General features: G+C 40.8%; 19 protein-coding genes. 13 read left to right on the top strand and 6 right to left on the bottom strand.

The genetic code is table 11. The features are described 5' to 3' along the window. Positions 1-27 precede the first annotated feature (27 nt). Genes cobD through cobU form a run of 6 tightly spaced genes read right to left on the bottom strand, consistent with a single transcriptional unit; the run spans position 28 to position 5101 of the window. Entirely contained in the window at positions 28-1176 is a 1149-nt protein-coding gene (gene cobD, locus EV695_RS02125; RefSeq protein WP_207906924.1) for a threonine-phosphate decarboxylase CobD, read from the bottom strand. Then, complete coding sequence (gene cbiB, locus EV695_RS02120) at positions 1166-2092, bottom strand: adenosylcobinamide-phosphate synthase CbiB (RefSeq protein ID WP_131904260.1); 927 nt, start codon at positions 2090-2092, stop codon at positions 1166-1168. The genes cobD and cbiB overlap by 11 nt, the downstream gene beginning before the upstream one ends. Next, positions 2089-2829 carry an adenosylcobinamide-GDP ribazoletransferase gene (gene cobS, locus EV695_RS02115; RefSeq protein ID WP_131904259.1) on the bottom strand — a complete coding sequence of 247 codons (741 nt, stop codon included), beginning with the start codon at positions 2827-2829 and terminating at the stop codon, positions 2089-2091. The genes cbiB and cobS overlap by 4 nt, the downstream gene beginning before the upstream one ends. Further along, on the bottom strand, positions 2829-3455 hold the full coding sequence (locus tag EV695_RS02110; protein ID WP_131904258.1) for a histidine phosphatase family protein: 627 nt from the start codon (positions 3453-3455) through the stop codon (positions 2829-2831). The genes cobS and EV695_RS02110 overlap by 1 nt, the downstream gene beginning before the upstream one ends. After that, positions 3455-4501, bottom strand: coding sequence for a nicotinate-nucleotide--dimethylbenzimidazole phosphoribosyltransferase (cobT, locus tag EV695_RS02105; protein ID WP_131904257.1), 1047 nt, complete (start codon positions 4499-4501; stop codon positions 3455-3457). The genes EV695_RS02110 and cobT overlap by 1 nt, the downstream gene beginning before the upstream one ends. 21 nt (positions 4502-4522) lie before the next feature. After that, entirely contained in the window at positions 4523-5101 is a 579-nt protein-coding gene (gene cobU, locus EV695_RS02100) for a bifunctional adenosylcobinamide kinase/adenosylcobinamide-phosphate guanylyltransferase (protein WP_243651427.1), read from the bottom strand. A gap of 173 nt (positions 5102-5274) precedes the next feature. On the opposite strand from cobU, the gene cobO reads away from it, so the two are divergent. The 13 genes from cobO (at position 5275) to EV695_RS02035 (ending at position 20050) form a co-directional block, all read left to right on the top strand. Then, the gene (gene cobO / locus EV695_RS02095; protein WP_131904256.1) at positions 5275-5913 is read left to right on the top strand and encodes a cob(I)yrinic acid a,c-diamide adenosyltransferase; all 639 of its coding nucleotides are present in this window, start codon (positions 5275-5277) and stop codon (positions 5911-5913) included. Between the two features lie 96 nt (positions 5914-6009). After that, on the top strand, positions 6010-6600 hold the full coding sequence (locus EV695_RS02090; RefSeq protein ID WP_131904255.1) for a hypothetical protein: 591 nt from the start codon (positions 6010-6012) through the stop codon (positions 6598-6600). A gap of 163 nt (positions 6601-6763) precedes the next feature. Further along, positions 6764-7285 (top strand): SixA phosphatase family protein, encoded by a 522-nt coding sequence (locus EV695_RS02085; protein WP_131904254.1) that lies wholly within the window; start codon positions 6764-6766, stop codon positions 7283-7285. A 257-nt stretch (positions 7286-7542) separates the two neighbouring features. After that, a complete protein-coding gene (gene gatC / locus EV695_RS02080; protein ID WP_131904253.1) occupies positions 7543-7830 on the top strand; it encodes an Asp-tRNA(Asn)/Glu-tRNA(Gln) amidotransferase subunit GatC in 288 nt (95 codons plus the stop codon). Between the two features lie 25 nt (positions 7831-7855). After that, positions 7856-9328 (top strand): Asp-tRNA(Asn)/Glu-tRNA(Gln) amidotransferase subunit GatA, encoded by a 1473-nt coding sequence (gene gatA, locus EV695_RS02075; protein WP_131904252.1) that lies wholly within the window; start codon positions 7856-7858, stop codon positions 9326-9328. A gap of 1 nt (position 9329) precedes the next feature. Next, positions 9330-10775 (top strand): Asp-tRNA(Asn)/Glu-tRNA(Gln) amidotransferase subunit GatB, encoded by a 1446-nt coding sequence (gene gatB, locus EV695_RS02070; protein WP_131904251.1) that lies wholly within the window; start codon positions 9330-9332, stop codon positions 10773-10775. Positions 10776-11032: 257 nt separating this feature from the next. Beyond that, entirely contained in the window at positions 11033-11914 is an 882-nt protein-coding gene (locus EV695_RS02065) for a class I SAM-dependent methyltransferase (RefSeq protein ID WP_131904250.1), read from the top strand. A gap of 129 nt (positions 11915-12043) precedes the next feature. Continuing rightward, entirely contained in the window at positions 12044-13225 is a 1182-nt protein-coding gene (locus EV695_RS02060) for a GGDEF domain-containing protein (RefSeq protein WP_131904249.1), read from the top strand. 138 nt (positions 13226-13363) lie between these two features. Further along, positions 13364-14263 carry an Hsp33 family molecular chaperone HslO gene (hslO, locus tag EV695_RS02055; protein WP_131904248.1) on the top strand — a complete coding sequence of 300 codons (900 nt, stop codon included), beginning with the start codon at positions 13364-13366 and terminating at the stop codon, positions 14261-14263. Continuing rightward, on the top strand, positions 14253-15338 hold the full coding sequence (dinB, locus tag EV695_RS02050) for a DNA polymerase IV (RefSeq protein ID WP_243651424.1): 1086 nt from the start codon (positions 14253-14255) through the stop codon (positions 15336-15338). The genes hslO and dinB overlap by 11 nt, the downstream gene beginning before the upstream one ends. Positions 15339-15545: 207 nt before the next feature. Continuing rightward, positions 15546-16676: a GGDEF domain-containing protein gene (locus EV695_RS02045; protein ID WP_131904247.1), complete on the top strand. Its 1131-nt coding sequence runs from the start codon at positions 15546-15548 to the stop codon at positions 16674-16676. Between the two features lie 234 nt (positions 16677-16910). Beyond that, positions 16911-18692 carry a sensor histidine kinase gene (locus tag EV695_RS02040; protein WP_131904246.1) on the top strand — a complete coding sequence of 594 codons (1782 nt, stop codon included), beginning with the start codon at positions 16911-16913 and terminating at the stop codon, positions 18690-18692. A 2-nt stretch (positions 18693-18694) separates the two neighbouring features. Beyond that, positions 18695-20050, top strand: coding sequence for a sigma-54-dependent transcriptional regulator (locus tag EV695_RS02035; protein ID WP_131904245.1), 1356 nt, complete (start codon positions 18695-18697; stop codon positions 20048-20050). The last annotated feature ends 198 nt before the right edge of the window (positions 20051-20248 follow it).

Below are 20248 nucleotides of genomic sequence, written 5' to 3'. Positions count from 1 at the left end.
TTATTCAGTGCTTAAATTTATTCGTTATTAGCTGTTTAACGTTGCAAGGGCTTGTTCCAAATGAGTCCACTCGAATTCAGTGGCCGGTAACCCAAAACGAAGCGCATTGTTTTGATAATTTGATTCGTTAAACAACCTCACCAGCACGCCTTGTGCTGCAAGGAGTTGATAAATCTCTGCGGCGGTTTCTATTTCTAAATAAGCAAATAACGCTGTATTTAAAGCCACCCCCCTACTTACAGGGACTTTTTTGCTAAATGATTTAGACAGCAATTCCTTTAAACGTAATGCGGCAGGTATTAATCGCTCTCTTTGTAGTTGTTGCCAAGTTTTATCTGCAAGCGCCACTTTGCCTGCCCAGCGCGCAGGGTGGCTAACAGACCAATCGTCTTGCTGTTTAGCAAGCGCTTGTAAAATATTCTCCTCAGCCCAGACAAATCCCAACCTAATTCCTGCAAGGCCAAAGAATTTTCCGATTGAGCGCAACACAATCAGTCCTTGTAACGGGGTTTGTTCTATTAAACTGTACTCGGGTGTGGCATCGATGAAGGCTTCGTCAATGATTAGGCAGCCCCCTTTTTTGCTTAACTGTTGATGCAAGCTCGAAAGTGTTTCTTTGGTGTAGAGGTGTGTTGCTGGATTCGTTGGATTAACGATAATCAATATATCGATTGATGCTATTACGTCTTTGTTTGAAGCCGAATCTGGACTTGATGTAATCATCTCGTGATCAATTAGCACAATCTCATGCCCGGCATCTTCCCATGCTTTTTGGTGACTGTGGTAAGCAGGTTTGATAATGCCTACGCTCAATTTTTGCTTAAATAGTTTGGGTAAGCCTTGGATCGCTTCTTGCGAACCTGCAACTGGCAGTAAAAAAGGGCTGCCATAATAATTGCTTGCAGCTTCTTCTAAACCATCGTTGGTTTCTGGTAAGCGTTGCCAGCATTCATTCGGCACCTCGGGCAGAGGGTATACAAAGGGGCTAATACCAGTAGATAGGTCTAGCCATTGATCTTCGGGGATCTTGTATTGTTCACTGGCTTGCTTTAACTGGCCGCCGTGGTTGTTTTTTGCTGCTTGGTAAATGGGAGTGTTAACAGGTGTGTTACTAGTAGAGTTTTTAGAAAAGTTGTCAGAAGGCATTTTTTTAGAAGGTTCTTTTTTAGAAGGCATAGTAAAGAACTCCCATAAAAACCAAAACAGTAGCGATCAAATAAACGCCGTTATCAATCAGTGACATTGCACGTTGAATATCTGTAAATGATGGTTCTGTAGCCGTGCCTAGAGTAGGGCGTTCTTTGTAATGTCCGTGATAAATTGCCGAACCTCCCAAGCTGATATTCAATGCTCCCGCACCTGTTGCCATCACTACTCCAGCATTTGGGCTATACCAGGAACTGGCTTGTGTTTTCCATGCATGAAGAGCCTGTTTCGTATCTCCACAAATGCTATAGAGTAGGGCGCAGAGACGTGCAGGAATATAATTCATTACATCATCAATGCGTGCTGTGAATTTGCCAAAATATTCAAATCGCTCATTGTGGTAACCCCACATGGCATCTAGCGTATTGCTTAACCGATAAAGAATAACGCCCGGTGCGCCTAAAATGACCAGCCAAAAGAGTGGCGCAAAAATCGCATCAGAGCCATTTTCCAGAAGTGATTCGATGCTTGCTTTGCTCAAGGCTGTTTCGTCAGATTCACTGGTATCCCGGCTTACTATATAAGAGGTTTTGATACGTGCCTGCGCTAAATCATTTTGCGATAAGGCATCAAAAACGGCCTGACCATGTTGAAGCAAACTTTTCCAGCCTATTGCTAGCCAGCCGTAAATTGCTGCAAACAGTATTTGAAAAATCAAGTCTAATGAATTGCTTATAAACGCTGTAATTAGCACGAGCGGTATCACAGCTAGGCCCCAGGCAAGTATTCCCCAGAGCAATTGAGACCCCGCGTTTTTTCGATTCAGCTTTTGCTCGAGCCAATTGGCAAGGTGACCAAATCCTATTAGTGGATGAAACCTTGAGGGCTCGCCTAATAGAAAATCTAATAATAACGCTAAAGGAGCAACAAAAAGGCAATACATCATACGACTAAAACAGCGCCCAGCATGAATAGCATTTCACTGATTTCAACGGTTGCTCCTACCGTATCACCTGTGCAACCGCCCAAGCGTTTGAGCATTAATCGACGTAGAAAATAGAAGCCAATAAGAACCAGTAAAACACCCCAGAATGAAACGAAAAACCCGATCACAGCACCTGCGATCAGAACCGCCCAGCTTGTGTTTTCAGGCAGGTTTTCCACAACAGTATTTGCCATGCCTTGCTTGTTTGCGTAAGGCGTCGTTTTAAACGTCAGCAAGATCATTGTTCTGCCTAGTAAAGGGGCAACCATGATCAACCAGGCTAAATCACTTTCAATCAGCGCTGTAACGGATACAAATTTTAGTAGGAGAAAACAGACTAGGGCGATAGCACCTGCCGCACCTACCACAGGATCTTTCATTATTTTTAAGGTTCTTTCCTGATCACCCAAACCGCCTAGCCAACCATCGGCGCTGTCTGTCAAACCATCCAAGTGAAGACCGCCTGTGATTATCGCCCATATAGTGACAATGATTGCAGCGAGCACCAAGGAAGGAGCATTGGGGAATAACAAAACAGGTAAATAGATGATTGCCCCTATAATCAAACCAACCAAGGGGTATAACAGGGCTGATTTTCCAGAGTCTTTATCCGTGATTTCAGTAAATGAACCTGCCGGGATTCGTGTTAACAACGATAAAGCCAGCAGGAAGGGTGTTTTGTAATCCTGAAGTTTCATTAGTTTTTTCTGCCTAAAAACTCTAAAGAGAAATTGCCATCTTCATAACAAAAAAGGCGATTGAGTTGCGCGTAATGAATTGAAAACTTCAACATCGCTAGGGTATCAAGGTCTAAGGCTTTAGATAGCACCTGACGAATAACGCCACCATGAGTGATCACCAGAATCGATTGATTTTGATAGCTGCTTAAAATGTCTTGTAAACCCGAGTGAATACGCTCAGCAAACTGCTGCATTGATTCGCCGTTGATCGCGACAAAGTCGTCTGGAGTTTGCCATAGTTGCTGGTATTGTTCAGGATATTGCTGCCATAACTCATCCGACTTTTTACCCACCCAGTCACCGAAGTTCATCTCTTTGAAGCGATCATCAATCACTAATGGACAGTTTTTGTCTTTTGAAAGTTTCTGTGCAAACACGACACAGCGTTGCTGGGGTGAGCTAATAATGATATCCCAACTGCCATCCTTGGTCGTATTGATTAAATCCTGCATGCCTTCAGCGCTTACCGGCGTAGAAGCCTCTGCGCAAAATATGCCAGGCGTGTCTAACTTGCCATGGCGTAACAAATCCAGTGTTGTGATGTTCGATGTCACGGTTGATTTAGTCGTTGATGAATGAGCCATTATATTTGAGTTGCAACCGCAGCTTCAGCAAACGTCGCCATTTGATTGTGCAATGTGCAGGCTGATATCAGCAAATTAGCAGCAACCGCAGCGCCACTTCCTTCACCAAGACGCATGCCCAAATCCAGTAAAGGTTTCTGCTTTAATGATTCTAAAACTATTTGATGACCGTGCTCTGCCGAGAGGTGCGAGAAGAATAAGTAATCATTCACAGAAGGATTGATTTTGACTGAGCATAAAGCAGCAACTGAACTGATAAATCCATCTACGATAATTGCTAAACCATTTTGAGCGGCATGAATATAAGCGCCCGTGAGAGCAGCTATCTCAAATCCACCCATGTGTTGCAATAAGGCTTTAGTGTCACCCCCCCACTTATGATGGGTTTTTATTATTTGCTCCACGACTTTGGTTTTGTGTTGGATGCCCGCGTCATCCAGCCCTGTGCCTGCACCTGTTGTTTCCTCGGGCGTTAACCCTAATAACGCACAATACAATGCAGAAGCACTGGTGGTATTGGCGATACCCATTTCGCCACCAATAAATATTTTCGCATCGCGTTCGGTGGCTCTTTCGATAACATGATGTCCCGCTGTTAGTGCTATTTCCAGCTGATCTTCTGTCATCGCGGGTCCATTGATAGCGTTTTCTGTACCAGCGCCAGCGCGTTCAATAATCAGACCTGATTGTTCTGGGAGTGGTGTCAAAATACCCACATCAACAATTTCCAGATTAGCATTTAATTGTTTGGCCAATACACTGATTGCAGCACCGCCACTGAGGAAGTTCATCACCATTTGTGCAGTCACTTCCTGTGGGAAAGCAGAAACTCCTTCCTTGGCAATACCATGGTCCGCGGCAAATACTGCAATACTAATATCGCTGGCTGAAGGGATTTTGGTTTGCTGTAAATCAGCTAAGCGAATTGCAATATTTTCTAACTCCCCTAATGATCCTGGTGGCTTGGTGAGCTGCGACTGTCTTTCGATCGCATATTCTTTGTATTGTGAATCACGATTAAGGCAGGGAGTGGTTATCCAGTTCATAAGTGTCTCTATTTGAATATCTTAGTAATTATCGTTAATTATTGTTGTGGTTTGATGACGTTGAGGTTTAACAACTAAAGGGATGCCCGCCACAATCAGGGTGACATTCTCCACCAAATGGCCTAATTTTTGATGTAGGCGACCAGATTCATCAACAAAATTTCTGGTCAGTTCGCCTAAGGGGATTATGCCCATGCCAACTTCGTTGCTAACAAAGATGACCCTGCCTTGAAGTTTAGAAACACAGTCGAGGAAATCATCAAGCTCTTGTCTTAATTGCGCAGGATTCTCTAACATCAATAAATTGTTAAGCCACATCGTCAGGCAGTCAACGATGATGATTTTCTCAGGTCTGGAATGCCGCAATAAACACGATGCTAAATGAATCGGCTCTTCAATGGTTTTCCATGAACTTGGTCGATCAGATTTGTGTTTTTCAACACGTTGTTTGGTCTCTTCATCCCACGCATTTGCTGTCGCCAGATAAATAACGTCCAGCCCAGATTCTTTGGCAAGATTCTCCGCGAAACTGCTTTTGCCAGAGCGTGCGCCGCCAAGTATTAAGCTGCTAGATGGGGTGGAGGGTATTTTTTGAGTCACAACATTATCGCAAGAAAAAGTAAGTCGTCAGTAGTATAGCGGTAAAAGTCATTTGTAAAAGTGATCTGTAGGCAGGTAGGCTAAAGAATATGTCTCGTTTCTATCTTTGTTATACACAAAGATGAATTATACTCCCGTAATCTGCCCCAAAATTTAAATTCTAAGGAACAAACATGGCACAAGATAAGGTAACAAAAGAATCTGTACAAAAAGAAGCAGAGAGGAATAAACGCCATAAAGTTCGTATGGAGCGTAAGAAAAAAATCATCGATAGCGCAATTGAGAAGTCTGATAAATCAAAAGGCCTCATGCTTGTTTTAACAGGAAATGGCAAAGGAAAATCCAGCTCGGCATTTGGCATGGTGGCGCGTTCATTGGGACATGGTATGAAAGTAGGCGTGTGTCAGTTTATTAAGAGCCGAACCGATACCGGCGAAGAGGCGTTCTTCTCATCGCATGAAAAAATGGACTGGCATGTGTTGGGAGATGGGTTTACCTGGAATACGCAAGACAGAACACAGGATATAGAAACCTCGGAAAATGGCTGGAAGGTCGCACAAAGCATGTTGCAAGATCCAAGCTATGATTTGGTAGTGCTGGATGAGCTGACTTATCTTTTAAACTATAACTATTTAGATCAGGATAGCGTGTTAGATGATATCCAGAATAGACCCTTTGATCAGCATGTTGTGGTCACTGGTAGAGGCGCAGACGAATATCTGGTTGATTTGGCCGATACTGTTTCGGAAATCGCAGATGTAAAACATGCGTATCGTGCCGGTTTTAAAGCACAGTCCGGGATTGATCTTTAAAACACTATTTTGGTCGTATCTAGCATTGTTTGAGGCTAATCAGTTATACTACAATGATAGATACGAAAAAATATGTCCGTTTATTTGAGAATAAATATGAATACAGTAAAAAATAACATTACGACCAAAACACAATTAATCATTGGTGGTGCTTTACTCGCGCTGATGATTGCAACTCGCGGAAATTTATTCAGTCACATGGCTGATGCATCCTGGGCGATCTTCTTCATGGTAGGTTTTTATCTACGTGGTGATTCACTCAAAAAATTAGCGTTTCCTTTATTCTTCCTGGCAGCGTTTGTGATCGATTTAATCGTGATTGATGCGCAAGGTGGCGTACATTATTGCTTCACTCCAGCATATCCATTCTTGATTCCTGCTTACGCAGCAATGTGGTTCGCAGGTCGTTGGTTTGCGAATAAATATCAGGAAAATGCACGTGGCCTAGCGACTTTTGTCGCCTCAGCTGTAGCAGGCGTTGCGGTATGTTTCTTAATCTCTAATGCTGGTTTTTACCTGTTCGCAGGTAAGTTCGAAGAGATGAGTGTTGCACAATATGCTTCAAGTGTGGCGCAATACTTACCGGGTTATTTGAAAACTACTTCAATCTACCTTGGTTTTGTCGCATTAGTTCACTTGCTTATTACTCACAGCCCTGCTGCGAATAAAGAAGAAGCGCATTCATAATATTGGCTAAAGATATTCTTAACGACTATGCGATAGTTTTTGAGTATCCGAATCAAATAAAGAAAAATCCAGACTCTGTGTCTGGATTTTTTTTGTCAAAAACACACCCCCCTACTTATAGGGCTTTTTTTTAGATTAGAAGTAAACCACCTATAATTTAACTATGAAAACAATCTACCTCGCAAGGCACGCAAAATCATCCTGGAATAGTAATGCCGAAACGGACTTCGATCGTCCGTTGAGTTCACGAGGTGAAGCCGATGCGAAGCGTGTCGGCGAAGAAATGCTTAACCGCGGTTGGTTGCCACAAAAGGCCATTTCATCGCCAGCAATCAGAGCAAAGCAGACCAGTAAAATACTCTGTAGTGAGCTGAATTACCCGATTGAATCCATACAATGGAATTCTGAAATCTACTCTGCCTACACCGTAACCCTATTGCATGTTCTGACGAATATAGACGAGACAATAGACAGCGTTATGTTGCTGGGGCATAACCCCGCGATGGAAGATTTATTGGTACACCTTTGTGGCTTTGCAGAAACGCATCAATACAAACAAAGTAACGGTAAGTTATTTACTACCGCAAATGTGGTAAAAATAAATGCCGATGTAAGCTGGAAGAATTTGATGATGCACCATGCTGATCTGACAGCGATGCTAAGACCCAAAGAATTAGATAGCTAATTGCAGATATTCAAAAAGGCACCCCCCTACTTACAGGTCGTTTTTTTTAATAGGTATTAACAGCCTATGAACTTCAGCTTAGGAAAGGGTTTGTATTTCAGTGGTATGGAAATCAACATAATTGATTTAAACAGTTAACAAGCTAGAAAACCTTTCTTAGCGCGTTTCTATTCGCGTATCTATATGTTAAATTTCTCCACACTAAATAGTGCTTCTGCAATCCAGCAGAATCCTTACAACATTTACACGGTAATAACATGTCTCTGACACCTGAAGAAGTCAAAAAAATAGCCTTTCTGGCGCGACTCGCCATCAAAGAAGAAAGCATCGAACAATACTCTGAAGATCTATCCGGAATCCTTCATCTAGTGGATCAGATGGACGCGGCCAATGTCGAAGATATCGAGCCAATGGCTCATCCTCAGGATGCGATGCAGCGTTTGCGTAAAGATGAAGTGACTGAAATCAATCAACGTGAAAAGCTCATGGAAAATGCACCAGCGACTGAAAACGGTTTGTTTTTAGTACCGAAAGTACTGGATTGAGGGACACATTAGTATGGATAATCAAATGATTAATAAATCTCTAGCTGAACTCAGTGTCGGTTTACAAAGCGGCAAATTTTCAAGTGTTGAATTAACGCAATTCTATCTTGATCGTATTGCGAGCCACGATAGCGAACTTAATGCATTTATCACAGTGACTGCAGAACAAGCACTAGCGACAGCAAAAACCGCAGATGAAAAAATTGCCAGCGGCTCTGCGTCTGGTTTAACAGGTATACCGCTAGCGCATAAAGATATTTTCTGTACCGATGGTGTCAAAACCTCTGCAGGTTCTAAAATGCTGGATAACTTCATCGCACCTTATAACGCGACAGTGGTAGAAAAGCTTAAATCAATCAGCATGCCTATGTTGGGTAAAACCAATATGGATGAATTCGCGATGGGTTCATCTAATGAAAACTCCTACTACGGTGCAGTCAAAAATCCGTGGGATTTAGATCGTGTTCCTGGTGGATCATCAGGTGGAAGTGCCGCTGCGGTTGCCGCAAAACTTGCACCTATCGCGACAGGTACAGATACAGGCGGTTCTATTCGCCAGCCCGCATCACTCACAGGCATTACAGGCATTAAGCCGACCTACGGTCGTGTATCTCGTTTCGGCATGATCGCTTATGCATCAAGTCTTGATCAAGGTGGCGTATTTGCATCATCGGCTGCAGACAGTGCATTGTTATTAGAAGCCATGTCAGGTTTCGATGCGAAAGATTCAACCTCGGTTGATATTCCCGTGCCAGATTTTTCAACGACGCTGAATGATTCGTTAAAGGGCTTAAAGATTGGTTTACCTAAAGAATACTTCGAAGAAGGCTTAAACAGCGAAGTCGCAAAAGTGATCGAGGCGGCTATCGAAGAATACAAGAAACTTGGCGCTGAAATCGTCGAAGTTAGCTTGCCGAATACGCATTTAGCTATTCCTGCTTACTACGTGATTGCACCAGCAGAAGCATCATCAAACCTTTCACGTTTTGATGGCGTGCGTTACGGCTATCGCTGTGAAGATCCTGTTGATCTTACGGATATGTATATGCGTTCGCGTGGTGATGCATTCGGTCGCGAAGTAAAACGTAGAATCATGACGGGCACCTATGCACTTTCAGCCGGTTATTACGATGCTTACTACTTAAAAGCACAGAAAATTCGTCGTTTAATCAGCGAAGATTTCCAAAAAGTCTTTGAAAAAGTGGATGTAATTATGGGGCCAGTGGCACCAGAAACAGCATTCAAAATTGGTGAAAAATCGGATGATCCAATTAGCATGTACTTATCTGATATTTACACCATTGCGCTTAATCTAGCAGGCTTACCGGGTATGTCAGTACCGGCTGGTTTTGCTAACAATATGCCGGTAGGTTTACAAATTATCGGTAATGCTTTCACTGAAGGCAAAATGTTAAACGTCGCACATCAATACCAACAAGCAACAGATTGGCACAAGCAAACGCCTTCAAAATACGCTGTTAGTGAAGGGGAGAAATAACATGGAATGGGAAACAGTAATCGGGCTGGAAATACACGCCCAACTTTCGACTAAATCCAAATTATTCTCTGGTTCATCCATAGAATACGGACAAGAGCCAAACACACAAGCGAATGTCGTCGATCTCGCCATGCCGGGTGTGTTGCCAGTTTTGAATGCAGAAGCAGTGCGTATGGCTGCAATGTTTGGTCTGGCAATTGGTGCGCCAATCGGTAGAGGCAATGTCTTTGCGCGTAAAAACTATTTCTACCCGGATTTGCCACAAGGCTATCAAATCAGCCAGTTCGACAAGCCAATCGTAGAACTCGGTCATATCGATATCACCTTAGAAGACGGTGAAACTAAACGTGTGGGCGTTACGCGTGCACATTTAGAGCAAGACGCGGGTAAATCGTTGCACGAAGATTTTGCAGGCATGACAGGTATCGATTTAAACCGTTCGGGTACGCCATTACTGGAAATCGTATCCGAGCCGGATATGCGTTCTGCAAAAGAAGCCGTTGCCTACATGAAGAAGATTCATGAGCTTGTGCAATATCTGGGTATTAACGACGGTAACTTGCAGGAAGGTTCTTTCCGTTGCGATGCTAATGTATCAGTACGCCCAAAAGGTCAGGAAGAATTTGGAACACGTGCCGAGCTTAAAAACATCAACTCGTTCAAGTTTGTTGAACGTGCGATTAATATCGAAGTAGAGCGCCAAATCGATCTAATCGAAGAGGGTGGTGAAGTCGTACAGGAAACACGTTTATACGATCCTGATAAAAACGAAACACGCTCAATGCGTTCTAAAGAAGAAGCGAACGATTATCGCTACTTCCCTGATCCTGATTTATTGCCAATAGAAATCACGGATGAGTTTTTAGAAGAAGTGAGAAAAACACTACCAGAATTACCCGATGTTAAATTCAAGCGTTTCGTAGAAGAATACGATCTCAGTGAATACGACGCGGGTGTTTTAACAGCCAATATTGCAACGGCAGACTATTTTGAATCTGTCGCAAAAAGTGCGGATGCCAAACTCGCGGCTAACTGGATTACTGGCGAACTATCTAGCCATTTAAATAAAGAAGACCTTAGTATTAATGATTCTCCAGTGAACGCAGCAATGCTAACGGGATTAATCAAACGCATCGAAGACAAAACAATCTCTGGCAAAATAGCCAAACAAGTTTTCGAAGCGATGTGGAATGATGAAGGCGGTAAAGACGAATCTACCGCTGATAAAGTCATCGATGCAAAAGGTCTTAAGCAGATCACTGACTCGGGAGCGATCGAATCTATCATTGATGAGATTATCGCCAATAATCCTGCTCAGGTTGAGCAATTCCAGAGCGGTAAAGATAAAGTCTTTGGCTTCTTTGTAGGGCAGGTAATGAAAGCTTCACAAGGCAAAGCAAACCCTGCACAAGTGAATCAAATGTTGAAAGATAAGTTGAGTGCTTAGCAACGGTTAAAATCCTTGATCAGACCTATAAAAATAATGATTTTAAAGGTTTGAACAAACTCGTGCATTGTTGCCACTATATAGGTAGCAAATGCCTTGTTCGTAAAAGGATTTTACAACAACAATAACCAAGGTGTTTCTAACTAGCTTAATTGCTAATCATCGATTCAGGCATACCCTTTATCGTTGTGTAAATTTAATCAGCGTCTGACTTGGATACATTCAGACCATAATAGATTTATAATTAAGGTTGGAACATGGAAGTTGCGAAATACATAAGTGAGTTAGAGTGTATTGTTAAAAAAGGTGGTCCTGAAAAAAACGATTATCAAAAATTAAAGACGATCGCCTCTAATTTAAAAAACATTACATTAGTTGAAGAAGCTAAGCTTTATAATATTTTTAAACCAATATTAGATTTAAATTCAATTATTGGTCACACCTTTATGAAGCCCCACGGGTATGCTGGGGACTATGAACTAATAGATAAAATTCACCTAAAGCATGTTTCTGATGACCCATTTCTTCAGAAATGGGACTGCTATTATCACGAAGCAGATTCGTCTACTGCTGTTAGAAATAGAAAAGATTACTTCATTGACCTAATAAACGAAAAAAGAAATCTAAATAAACCTAGTAAAAACACACATATTTTAAACCTTGGCAGTGGTCCTTGTAGAGATGTTAATGAGTTTTTCCTGAATAACGATAAAACAGGTGTTTATATAGATTGTGTTGATATGGATGCCGCAGCGATAGATTATGCTTCTGCTGTTTGCGACAATTTCTATCAAAACATTAACTTTATAAATCGTAATGCGTTTAGATTAAAGCCAGACAGGCAATATAGTTTAATCTGGTCTTCAGGCCTTTTTGATTACTTTTCTGATAAATTGTTTGTACGATTAATTCACAGAATGTATGAATTTATAGAGGAAGGTGGTGAAATGGTTATTGGAAATTTCTCTACTAGCAATCCTGGAAAAAATGAAATGGAAGTCTATGGAAATTGGTATCTCAATCATAGAAATGAAGAGATGTTAATTGAGCTTGCACTAAAAGCGATGATAGATAGGGATAAGATTTCTGTAAACAGTGAAGCAACAGGAGTTAATTTGTTTTTACATTTAAGAAAATAAAATAGCTTTATTGAAAAGCCGTTAGTCAGAAAAGTTATGATTTGTATGGGTTTTCAATTATTCTTGGGACTAAATATAAACAATAGTTTTTAATATAAAGCTATAAAATAATAAAAATACGAGCATTCAATGTTTAAGAAACCCAAAACTCAGTTTCAGTTTTACTCTGAAAATGAAGTAATTGATTCAACAAAGACTCTATCAATATTAAGCGCATTGCTTTTTATTGTGTTTGTTTTTGTCGATATTTGGGCGATACCTTCTGCCTTCAATGAAGTAGTGAGTACCAGATTATTAGTTCTGGTAGCTTTAGTGTTTACTTACTTTTCTACATATCATCCTTCGTTTTATAAGTATAAAGATTACGTTCTTTCTTTTATATTTCTGACTACTTCATTAGGGATTGAGTACATGGTCTATAAAGCATTGCCCCATGAGCATGCTTATTCTGTATATTTTGTTGGTTTAGTTTTAATCATCATGACTCTTTATTCTTGGACCTATATAAAATTTAGTGCTTCTTTAGTTGTAACTTTTATTGTAATGGGTGGTTATTTCTATATTGAAAATTATACTCGTGCACCAGAGTTTTCATTAACAATATTCGAGTTAATAACTAACCTCTTTTTTGTAACTTCAGCTGTAGTTATTGGTATTGTAGCGAGGTTAATGAGAGACAAATTTATAAGAGAAAATTATCTCTTACAAGAAGCATTGACTCATGCCTTAGAAAAGAAAACCGAAGAAGCAAAAGACAATGAATATCTAGCAAATCATGACCCTTTGACGGGCCTACCCAACCGTCGTTATATGACTGAGTTGCTTGAAGCATCAATGAAAGAGGCCGAAGAGAAAGACAAAGTTCTAGTGATTATGTTCCTGGACCTTAATGGCTTTAAACAAGTGAATGATATTTATGGTCATGCCGCTGGAGATAAGGTTTTAAAGGTTGTAGCAAAGCGCTTAGAGTTGGCTATCCGAAGAGGAGATCACATTGCCCGTTTAGGTGGTGATGAATACCTTATCGGTTTGATGATGGATAAAGATCACCTTGGTGAAGCGGAAAATATGACTGAAAAATTTGCAGCCATTATTGCTCAACCGATGAATATTGAAGGCATCCGCGTGCGAGTGGGTTCTAGTATCGGTCTATCGGCATATCCTATTCATGGTAATCAAATCAGTGTGCTACTGGATATTGCTGATAAGAGAATGTATGCCGCGAAGAAAGGCAGACCTCCAATTTCTGTCGGATCAAGTTATCAACAAAAAGATAATAAAGTAGCGGTTTTCCCAGGTAAAAAAGTTTAATTTAATCAAATCTATCTAAGATTTTTGGGCGTTGAGTTTCGAAGCCTATATTTCGTTTTTATTATTTTTTGTATCATTATTGTTCTCCATTTCTTCTATCTGCGTTAGAATTGTCCTTTGCAAAAAAGGTACGGATTCATGTCGGATTCACTTCATCGTTTTCAATTAGAAAATTTACACGTTCGCGGCGAGTGGGTATCACTTGATTCTTCCTGGCGAGAAATCTTAAATAATGCTGAATACCCCGAACCTGTAAAACAGGTATTAGGCGAGGCACTTGTTGCTATCAGCTTATTGGCAGAATCGTTGAAATTTGATGGTTCACTGATATTACAAATTCGGGGAGCGATGCCTGTTTCCACGCTTGTCGTACAAGCCACATCCGATGGTGCAATCCGTGGCATGGCAAACTGGCATGGTGAGATTGCCGATGATGCTAAATTTCAGGATTTATTTGTAGCAGAAGATCAGGGCTTGGCGACGATGGTTATTAGTGTTGAGCCTAATGCGTCACAAGGCGAGCGCTATCAAAGTCTTGTCGCGTTGGAAGGTGAGTCTCTTGCCGAGTCTTTTAGTGAATATTTTGCTCAATCGGAACAGCTTAAAACCCGTTTGTGGCTAGCTGTCGATGACACCCGTGCAGCGGGTTTGATGTTGCAATGTTTGCCTTCAGAGTCATCAGAAATTCAAGACGAAGGCTGGAATCACGCCACTATTTTAGCAGATACGATTACCAAGGAAGAGTTGCTAAATTTAAGCTCACAAACCTTGCTGCATAGGCTTTATCACGAGGAAGATCTTAGGATTTACGAAGATAAGATTCTACGCTTCGAATGCACCTGCTCTAATGAAAAAATTGATAATACAATTCGCTCTATAGGTGAGCAGGAAGCAAACTCAATCATTGAGGAGCAAGGGCAAATAACGATTGATTGCGAATTCTGTAATACGCAATACACACTCGATAGCATCGATGTTAAGCGTTTATTTGTGGATGCTGACGTCACCGATATTTCTGGAACAGGAAGTGTCCACTGAAGACGGTTTAAATCGTTCTATGATGCGTAAAATCATTCATGTTGATATGGATTGTTTTTACGCAGCGGTAGAGGTCCGTGAAAATCCTCAGTTACAGGGAAAACCGGTCGCTGTTGGGGGAAGCCCTCAAAGTAGGGGGGTGGTTGCAGCCTGTAATTACGAGGCACGAAAGTTCGGGGTACATTCAGCGATGCCGATGTCGCGGGCATTTCAACAATGCCCGAATTTGATTACCACCCCTGTGCACATGGATCTTTATAAACAGATCTCCGGCGAAATACATCAGATATTTCAAGATTACACTGATCAAATCGAACCATTATCGTTAGATGAAGCTTATCTTGATGTCAGTGAATCAAGCCATTGTGGCGGCAGCGCTACCTTGATTGCGCAACAGATTCGCGAGCGTATTTTCGATACTCAACGCTTAACCGCATCAGCCGGAGTTGCTCCAAATAAATTTTTGGCAAAAGTAGCGAGTGACTGGAATAAGCCCAACGGTCAAAAAGTGATAACACCGGATGATGTTCAAGAGTTTGTTAAAGCGTTACCTGTTAAAGCCATTTCCGGCGTCGGTAAAGTCACTGCAAAACGGATGTCGGAATTGAATATCGAAACCTGCGAAGATTTAAACAAGATGGGGCTGGATAAGCTTAATCAATACTTTGGAAGTTTTGGCGAACAACTTTATAAATACAGTCAGGGTATCGATACTCGTCCTGTGCAAACCCACTGGGTGCGTAAATCTTTAAGTGTTGAAGATACCTTTGCCCAGGATTTACCTGATCTGGAAAGTTGTTTGCTAGAGCTTGCTAAAATCTATGCTGAATTGTTGGTTAGGCTAGAAAGGGCTCAAAAAAAACAGCGACTTATCCCCAAAGCACTTTTTGTTAAATTGCGATTTGATGATTTTGAAACAACTACGATTCAGATGGTTGGAAATAAGCCCGATAAACACGCCTATATGAGGTTGTGTGCAGATGCGTGGCGAAGAGGTCAACGACCCGTTCGTTTGATCGGGTTGGGTTTGCAATTTAATCCCCCTGATATGCCAGAACAATTGCGTTTAATTTAGATTTTGAGTTATTTGTATCATTAGATTGGCCAATCTAACGATGTGTACATAAATTGCTTATTTTCTACAATGTCAAAAAATGTCCACATAAAGTTGTCACGTGTGTCTCAAATGCATAGCTAGATGTGCTTTTATCGCCAATATATTGCATGGCACAAAAATTGCATTGTATTTAATAGATAACTATTTTAAAAATAATTGAATGCTATGCCATTAGAAACAAAAAAAACAAATCTAGAGATGTTTCTGGGTCAAAACCAGATACAAAATCTAGACTCGCGATACTATTTCTATGGTATTTCGGTTGCTTTTTTCATTATATTCCCAATGTCGATGTATCGGTTTTATACGAATGATTTCGTCATAGGTATGTTTGACCTCGCTATATCTTTATTACTGCTTTCTTTAAGTATTAGCATTTGGCGCCGTAAAAAAGTTCAGTATGTAAACTATGTCGTGTTTGGTATTAGCTCCATTTTTATGTTGATTATCGTTTCGGTAAAAGGCATCAATAGTTTTATGTGGATTTTTGCGTTTGTGGGAATAGGTTACTACACCATAAATAAAACCGTCGCATTAGCCTCTAGTATCTTATTGTCTTTAGCTTCTACGCTGATTGTCATAGACCAGATAACGACCGAGTTTCTTGTTAGTTATTACCCGGCGCTTATCTTGTTGAATATCTTGCTATATCTTGGTGCGTCTAAATCAGAAAACCAGCAGAGTCTATTGTTTGAATTGGCAACTATTGATAGCTTAACGCGGGTTAAAAACCGCTTGGCATTTAATGAAAAATTAGATGATTTAAGTGCCAGTCTCAGCAGAAGTAATCAAACGGTTTCTATTATGATTCTGGATATTGATCACTTCAAAAAAATCAACGATACCTTTGGCCATGCAGAAGGTGACGAAGTATTAGCCGTCTTTGCCAAGCTGATTAAAGCGAGTATTCGAAGCTCTGATTCTGTGTACCGTTATGGTGGCGAAGAGTTTGTCGTTCTTGCGTACAACTCAAATTTAGACAGTGCTGCAAAACTGGCTGAGTCTATTCGAGAGAAGGTAGCTGCTTTTCCATCTCTGGCAAAATACGATTTGACGGTATCCATCGGTGTGACTGAAATTCCCGCAAAAGATGAAAACGCAACGAGCTGGTTAGACAGGGCAGACGAAGCGCTGTATCTGTCGAAAAAACGCGGAAGAAATAAAGTATATCTAGCATTACACGATGAGACTAGCCATACGGATAGCTATCAGGAATACGCAAAGTATTTCAATCTTGAATCGTCACTTGAAAATAAGGATGAAAAAATAGTTAGCTTGAATTCCTATAAAGCCTGATTAGGAAAAGTTGCTTAAGCAGGTTTGTAATCTTCAGCATCTATAAACACTATTTTTAAAGGCTAAAATACACCCCCCCACTTTGAGGCGTTTTTTTTATTATTGGGGTTTGTTACTCGGTTAAATAAGCATCATTATATATGCTATTGTATGCTTGATTTTTATTGCAGATATCGACTAATAGTATTTTAGGATTAATCAAACATTAAATCATCGTCCGTTAAATCTCCCCGATTGCTTATATTATTTGGAATTATCCTCGCCTCTTTGGCGTTGATGACAGCCTATAGTTACGCCAAAAAAAGCGCTGAGACGGAACTGCAAACAACGCTTCAAAGACAACTTCTGCTGATCGTTAATAAACTTCAAATTACGCTTGGAAGACATTTATATCTGCCTTCTTTGCTTTCTAGTAATAATGAAATAATAGATTTTTTGAAAACCACTGAGTCTACTGAACCATTTAAACGTGGTCAGGAAAGCATCAATCTCTCATTGGAGCATATCAATAATATATCAGGGACAACGACGATATTTTTGATGAATTCTGTGGGTAAGGTGGTGTCGTCAAGTAATTGGGCTGATAAAAATTCACTCATCGATAAAGATTATTCAGATTGGCCTTATTTTGCTCAGGCAAAGCACAATATTCTAGGGCGTTACTTTACCTCGCAGACTGAAAATAACGAGCGTTATTATTTCTTCGCCCGGTCTATTCAAGTGAATAAAAAAGTAATTGGAATTGTGGTTGTGCAAGTGCCGCTGAGTGACCTTGCTTTTAACTGGACCGCGGCTAATGTCGACTTTGTTGTGACAGACAATAACGGCATCATATTTTTAAGCAGCAAAAGTGAATGGGATTTAAATGCGATATCCGATGTTAACTTGAGTGTCGTTAAAAGAAATAAACGCTACCAGTATAAAAAAGATATCAAAACGCTGAATAAAGAGAGTTTCGATTTGAAAGACGAAGGCTTTCAAATCGTAAAACTGCTCGATAAAAAATACCAAATGTTAACTAAAAACATGGATATGGCTGGCTGGGATGTCAGGGTGTTGTCAGATTATTCGATAGCGGAAAAAGCAATTTCCAGAAAAATGCTGATCAGTGCCATTTTGATTTTATTGGTAACAGCACTTGCTGGCCTGCTAATGAAAATACAAAACCAGCGAAAAGATTTTCAACAGCGGGCGACTGAAGAATTAGAAAACAAAGTGGCAGAGAGAACGCAGGCGTTAAAAAAGTCTCAGGAAGATTTAATCCAGGCCGCAAAAATGGCTGCACTAGGAGAGCTTTCTACAGGCATTACGCATGAGATCAATAATCCGCTCTCTGCGATAAGGGCTTATGCTGATAATGCCAGTCAGTTTCTACAAAAAGATCGACTGGATATGGTCGGTCAAAATCTCACTGAAATCACCAAACTTACTGAGAATATGGCGGCGATTACAGGTCAGCTAAAATCGTTTGCGCGTAAAAGCAAAGGCCAATTAAAGCCAGTGAATATAGATGCCTCAATTGACAGAGCGATCGCTATCGTAAACTCTAAAATTGTCAGCAGTGGCACCAATATAAATTACAAAATCAACACTCATGACCCCAAGAAAATGGTGTTGGCGGATGAGGTTTGGTTGAGCCAGATATTGGTTAATCTCATCAGTAATGCTATTTCTGCCACCAGCGAGAAATCCGAGAGAAATGTATGGATTGATGTGACAGAAAAGGGCTCAGCGGATAAGGTTTTGAAAGACAACGGTGAGGCATGTAATCACGAATATTGTATTGAAATTAGTGATAACGGCACTGGTATAGAAGAAAGTAATTTATCTCGAATATTCGAACCCTTTTTCACCACAAAGCACACCTCCAAGGGGCTGGGTCTTGGTTTGTCTATATCATTTAATCTGGTAAAAGATATGAATGGTTCACTTGATGCTCGTAATCGTAAAGGTGGTGGTGCATTATTTACACTTTGTTTACCTGCGGTTGATACGCAGACTGAAAGCGATTTTTAACTATGAATTCACCTACCGTATTACTTATCGATGACGAAGAGACTGTCAGGCAGTCAATCTCGCAGACATTACAGCTTGCTGATATAAAAGTGGAAGCCTTTAGTTCTGCTAAAGAGGTCTTGCCGTTGTTATCGACAAGTTTTAACGGGGTGGTCTTAAGTGATATCCGTATGCCCGAAATGGATGGTTTGGAGTTTTTAGACCATAGTTTGGCGATAGACCCCAAACTTCCCGTTATCCTCATCAGCGGTCATGCCGATGTTTCCACCGCGGTAAATGCTATTCGTAAAGGTGCGTATGATTTAATTGAGAAGCCTTTCTCTAATATTTTATTGGTGGATAAGATCAATCGAGCGCTTAATCAACGCGAATTAAGCTTAGAAAACCGCTTGTTAAAAGAAGAGTTAGCCAGTCAGAACCATCTTGGACCTAGAATTATTGGCAAAGCACCCAAGATACTAAAACTGCGCAAAATGATTACAAGAATTGCCGATGCAGATACCGATGTATTGATCATGGGTGAAACCGGAACCGGCAAAGAATTAGTGGCCCGTTCATTGCACGAGCAAAGTAAGCGTCGTGATAATCACTTTGTCGCCATTAATTGTGGTGCGATTCAGGAGCAATTGCTCAACAGTGAATTATTTGGCCACGAAGCAGGGGCGTTTACCGACGCAAAACAGAAACGCATTGGTAAATTTGAGCATTCAAATGGCGGAACCTTATTTCTGGATGAGATTGAAAGCATGGCGCTTACAACTCAGGTGCCCTTACTCAGAGTATTGCAAGAAAGAAGTATCGAGCGCTTAGGTTCAAACAAATCCTTACCTCTGGATATTCGTGTGTTAGCAGCCACAAAAGTTGATTTGAAAACTGCCGCCGAAAAAAATGAATTTCGACAAGATCTTTATTACCGTTTGAATGTGGTCACACTAGAGCTGCCACCGTTACGCGAAAGACGCGAAGATATACCGATGCTATTTCAACACTTTGTATTAGTGGCAACGGCGAGAACCAAAAGAGAAATGCCTATACTCGACTCTAAAGCGGTGAAAGTACTGTTAGAGCATGACTGGCCGGGTAATATCAGAGAATTAAGAAATATTGCCGAGCGCTATGTGTTATTGGGTGAGAGTGTTGGGTTTGAGCTTCAGGAAATCATGCAATCGAATGCTTCAGAGGAAGGTTTAAGCCTCGCAGAACAGGTGGCTGGGTTTGAGAAAAGTGTGATTGAGCAAACGCTCATAGAGCATAAAGGTAACCTTGCTAAAGTCATGGAAGCGCTGCAGCTACCCAGAAGAACTTTGTCCGATAAATTAGTAAAGTTCGATTTAGAGCGAAAAAGTTATTTAAATTAACTAAAAGCGCTATCACAAAATAATCATTCTGATATACAGGTTGAAATAGGCGGTTTTCCGCCTATTTTTTTCTGTGGATGGCGAACATTCGCCAGTTTTACTACTATAATTTATACCACATAGGGATAAATTGAGATTTCGTAAAAACTAAATTCTTACGAATCAGGCAGTTATCTATCAAACACAAGTAGCACTTTC

This window comes from Cocleimonas flava, assembly GCF_004339015.1.
Lineage (GTDB): Bacteria > Pseudomonadota > Gammaproteobacteria > Thiotrichales > Thiotrichaceae > Cocleimonas > Cocleimonas flava.
The sequence above is the reverse complement of the archived record's forward strand: the minus strand, read 5'-3'. Positions and strand labels throughout refer to the sequence as shown.

Excerpts from the sequence above, each read along its gene's own strand:
- cobD (WP_207906924.1), bottom strand. The coding sequence starts at position 1,176 with ATGCCTTCTAAAAAAGAACCTTCTAAAAAAATGCCTTCTGACAACTTT.
- cbiB (WP_131904260.1), bottom strand. The coding sequence starts at position 2,092 with ATGATGTATTGCCTTTTTGTTGCTCCTTTAGCGTTATTATTAGATTTT.
- cobS (WP_131904259.1), bottom strand. The coding sequence starts at position 2,829 with ATGAAACTTCAGGATTACAAAACACCCTTCCTGCTGGCTTTATCGTTG.
- EV695_RS02110 (WP_131904258.1), bottom strand. The coding sequence starts at position 3,455 with ATGGCTCATTCATCAACGACTAAATCAACCGTGACATCGAACATCACA.
- cobT (WP_131904257.1), bottom strand. The coding sequence starts at position 4,501 with ATGAACTGGATAACCACTCCCTGCCTTAATCGTGATTCACAATACAAA.
- cobO (WP_131904256.1), top strand. The coding sequence starts at position 5,275 with ATGGCACAAGATAAGGTAACAAAAGAATCTGTACAAAAAGAAGCAGAG.
- EV695_RS02090 (WP_131904255.1), top strand. The coding sequence starts at position 6,010 with ATGAATACAGTAAAAAATAACATTACGACCAAAACACAATTAATCATT.
- EV695_RS02085 (WP_131904254.1), top strand. The coding sequence starts at position 6,764 with ATGAAAACAATCTACCTCGCAAGGCACGCAAAATCATCCTGGAATAGT.
- gatC (WP_131904253.1), top strand. The coding sequence starts at position 7,543 with ATGTCTCTGACACCTGAAGAAGTCAAAAAAATAGCCTTTCTGGCGCGA.
- gatA (WP_131904252.1), top strand. The coding sequence starts at position 7,856 with ATGATTAATAAATCTCTAGCTGAACTCAGTGTCGGTTTACAAAGCGGC.
- gatB (WP_131904251.1), top strand. The coding sequence starts at position 9,330 with ATGGAATGGGAAACAGTAATCGGGCTGGAAATACACGCCCAACTTTCG.
- EV695_RS02065 (WP_131904250.1), top strand. The coding sequence starts at position 11,033 with ATGGAAGTTGCGAAATACATAAGTGAGTTAGAGTGTATTGTTAAAAAA.
- EV695_RS02060 (WP_131904249.1), top strand. The coding sequence starts at position 12,044 with ATGTTTAAGAAACCCAAAACTCAGTTTCAGTTTTACTCTGAAAATGAA.
- hslO (WP_131904248.1), top strand. The coding sequence starts at position 13,364 with ATGTCGGATTCACTTCATCGTTTTCAATTAGAAAATTTACACGTTCGC.
- EV695_RS02045 (WP_131904247.1), top strand. The coding sequence starts at position 15,546 with ATGCCATTAGAAACAAAAAAAACAAATCTAGAGATGTTTCTGGGTCAA.
- EV695_RS02035 (WP_131904245.1), top strand. The coding sequence starts at position 18,695 with ATGAATTCACCTACCGTATTACTTATCGATGACGAAGAGACTGTCAGG.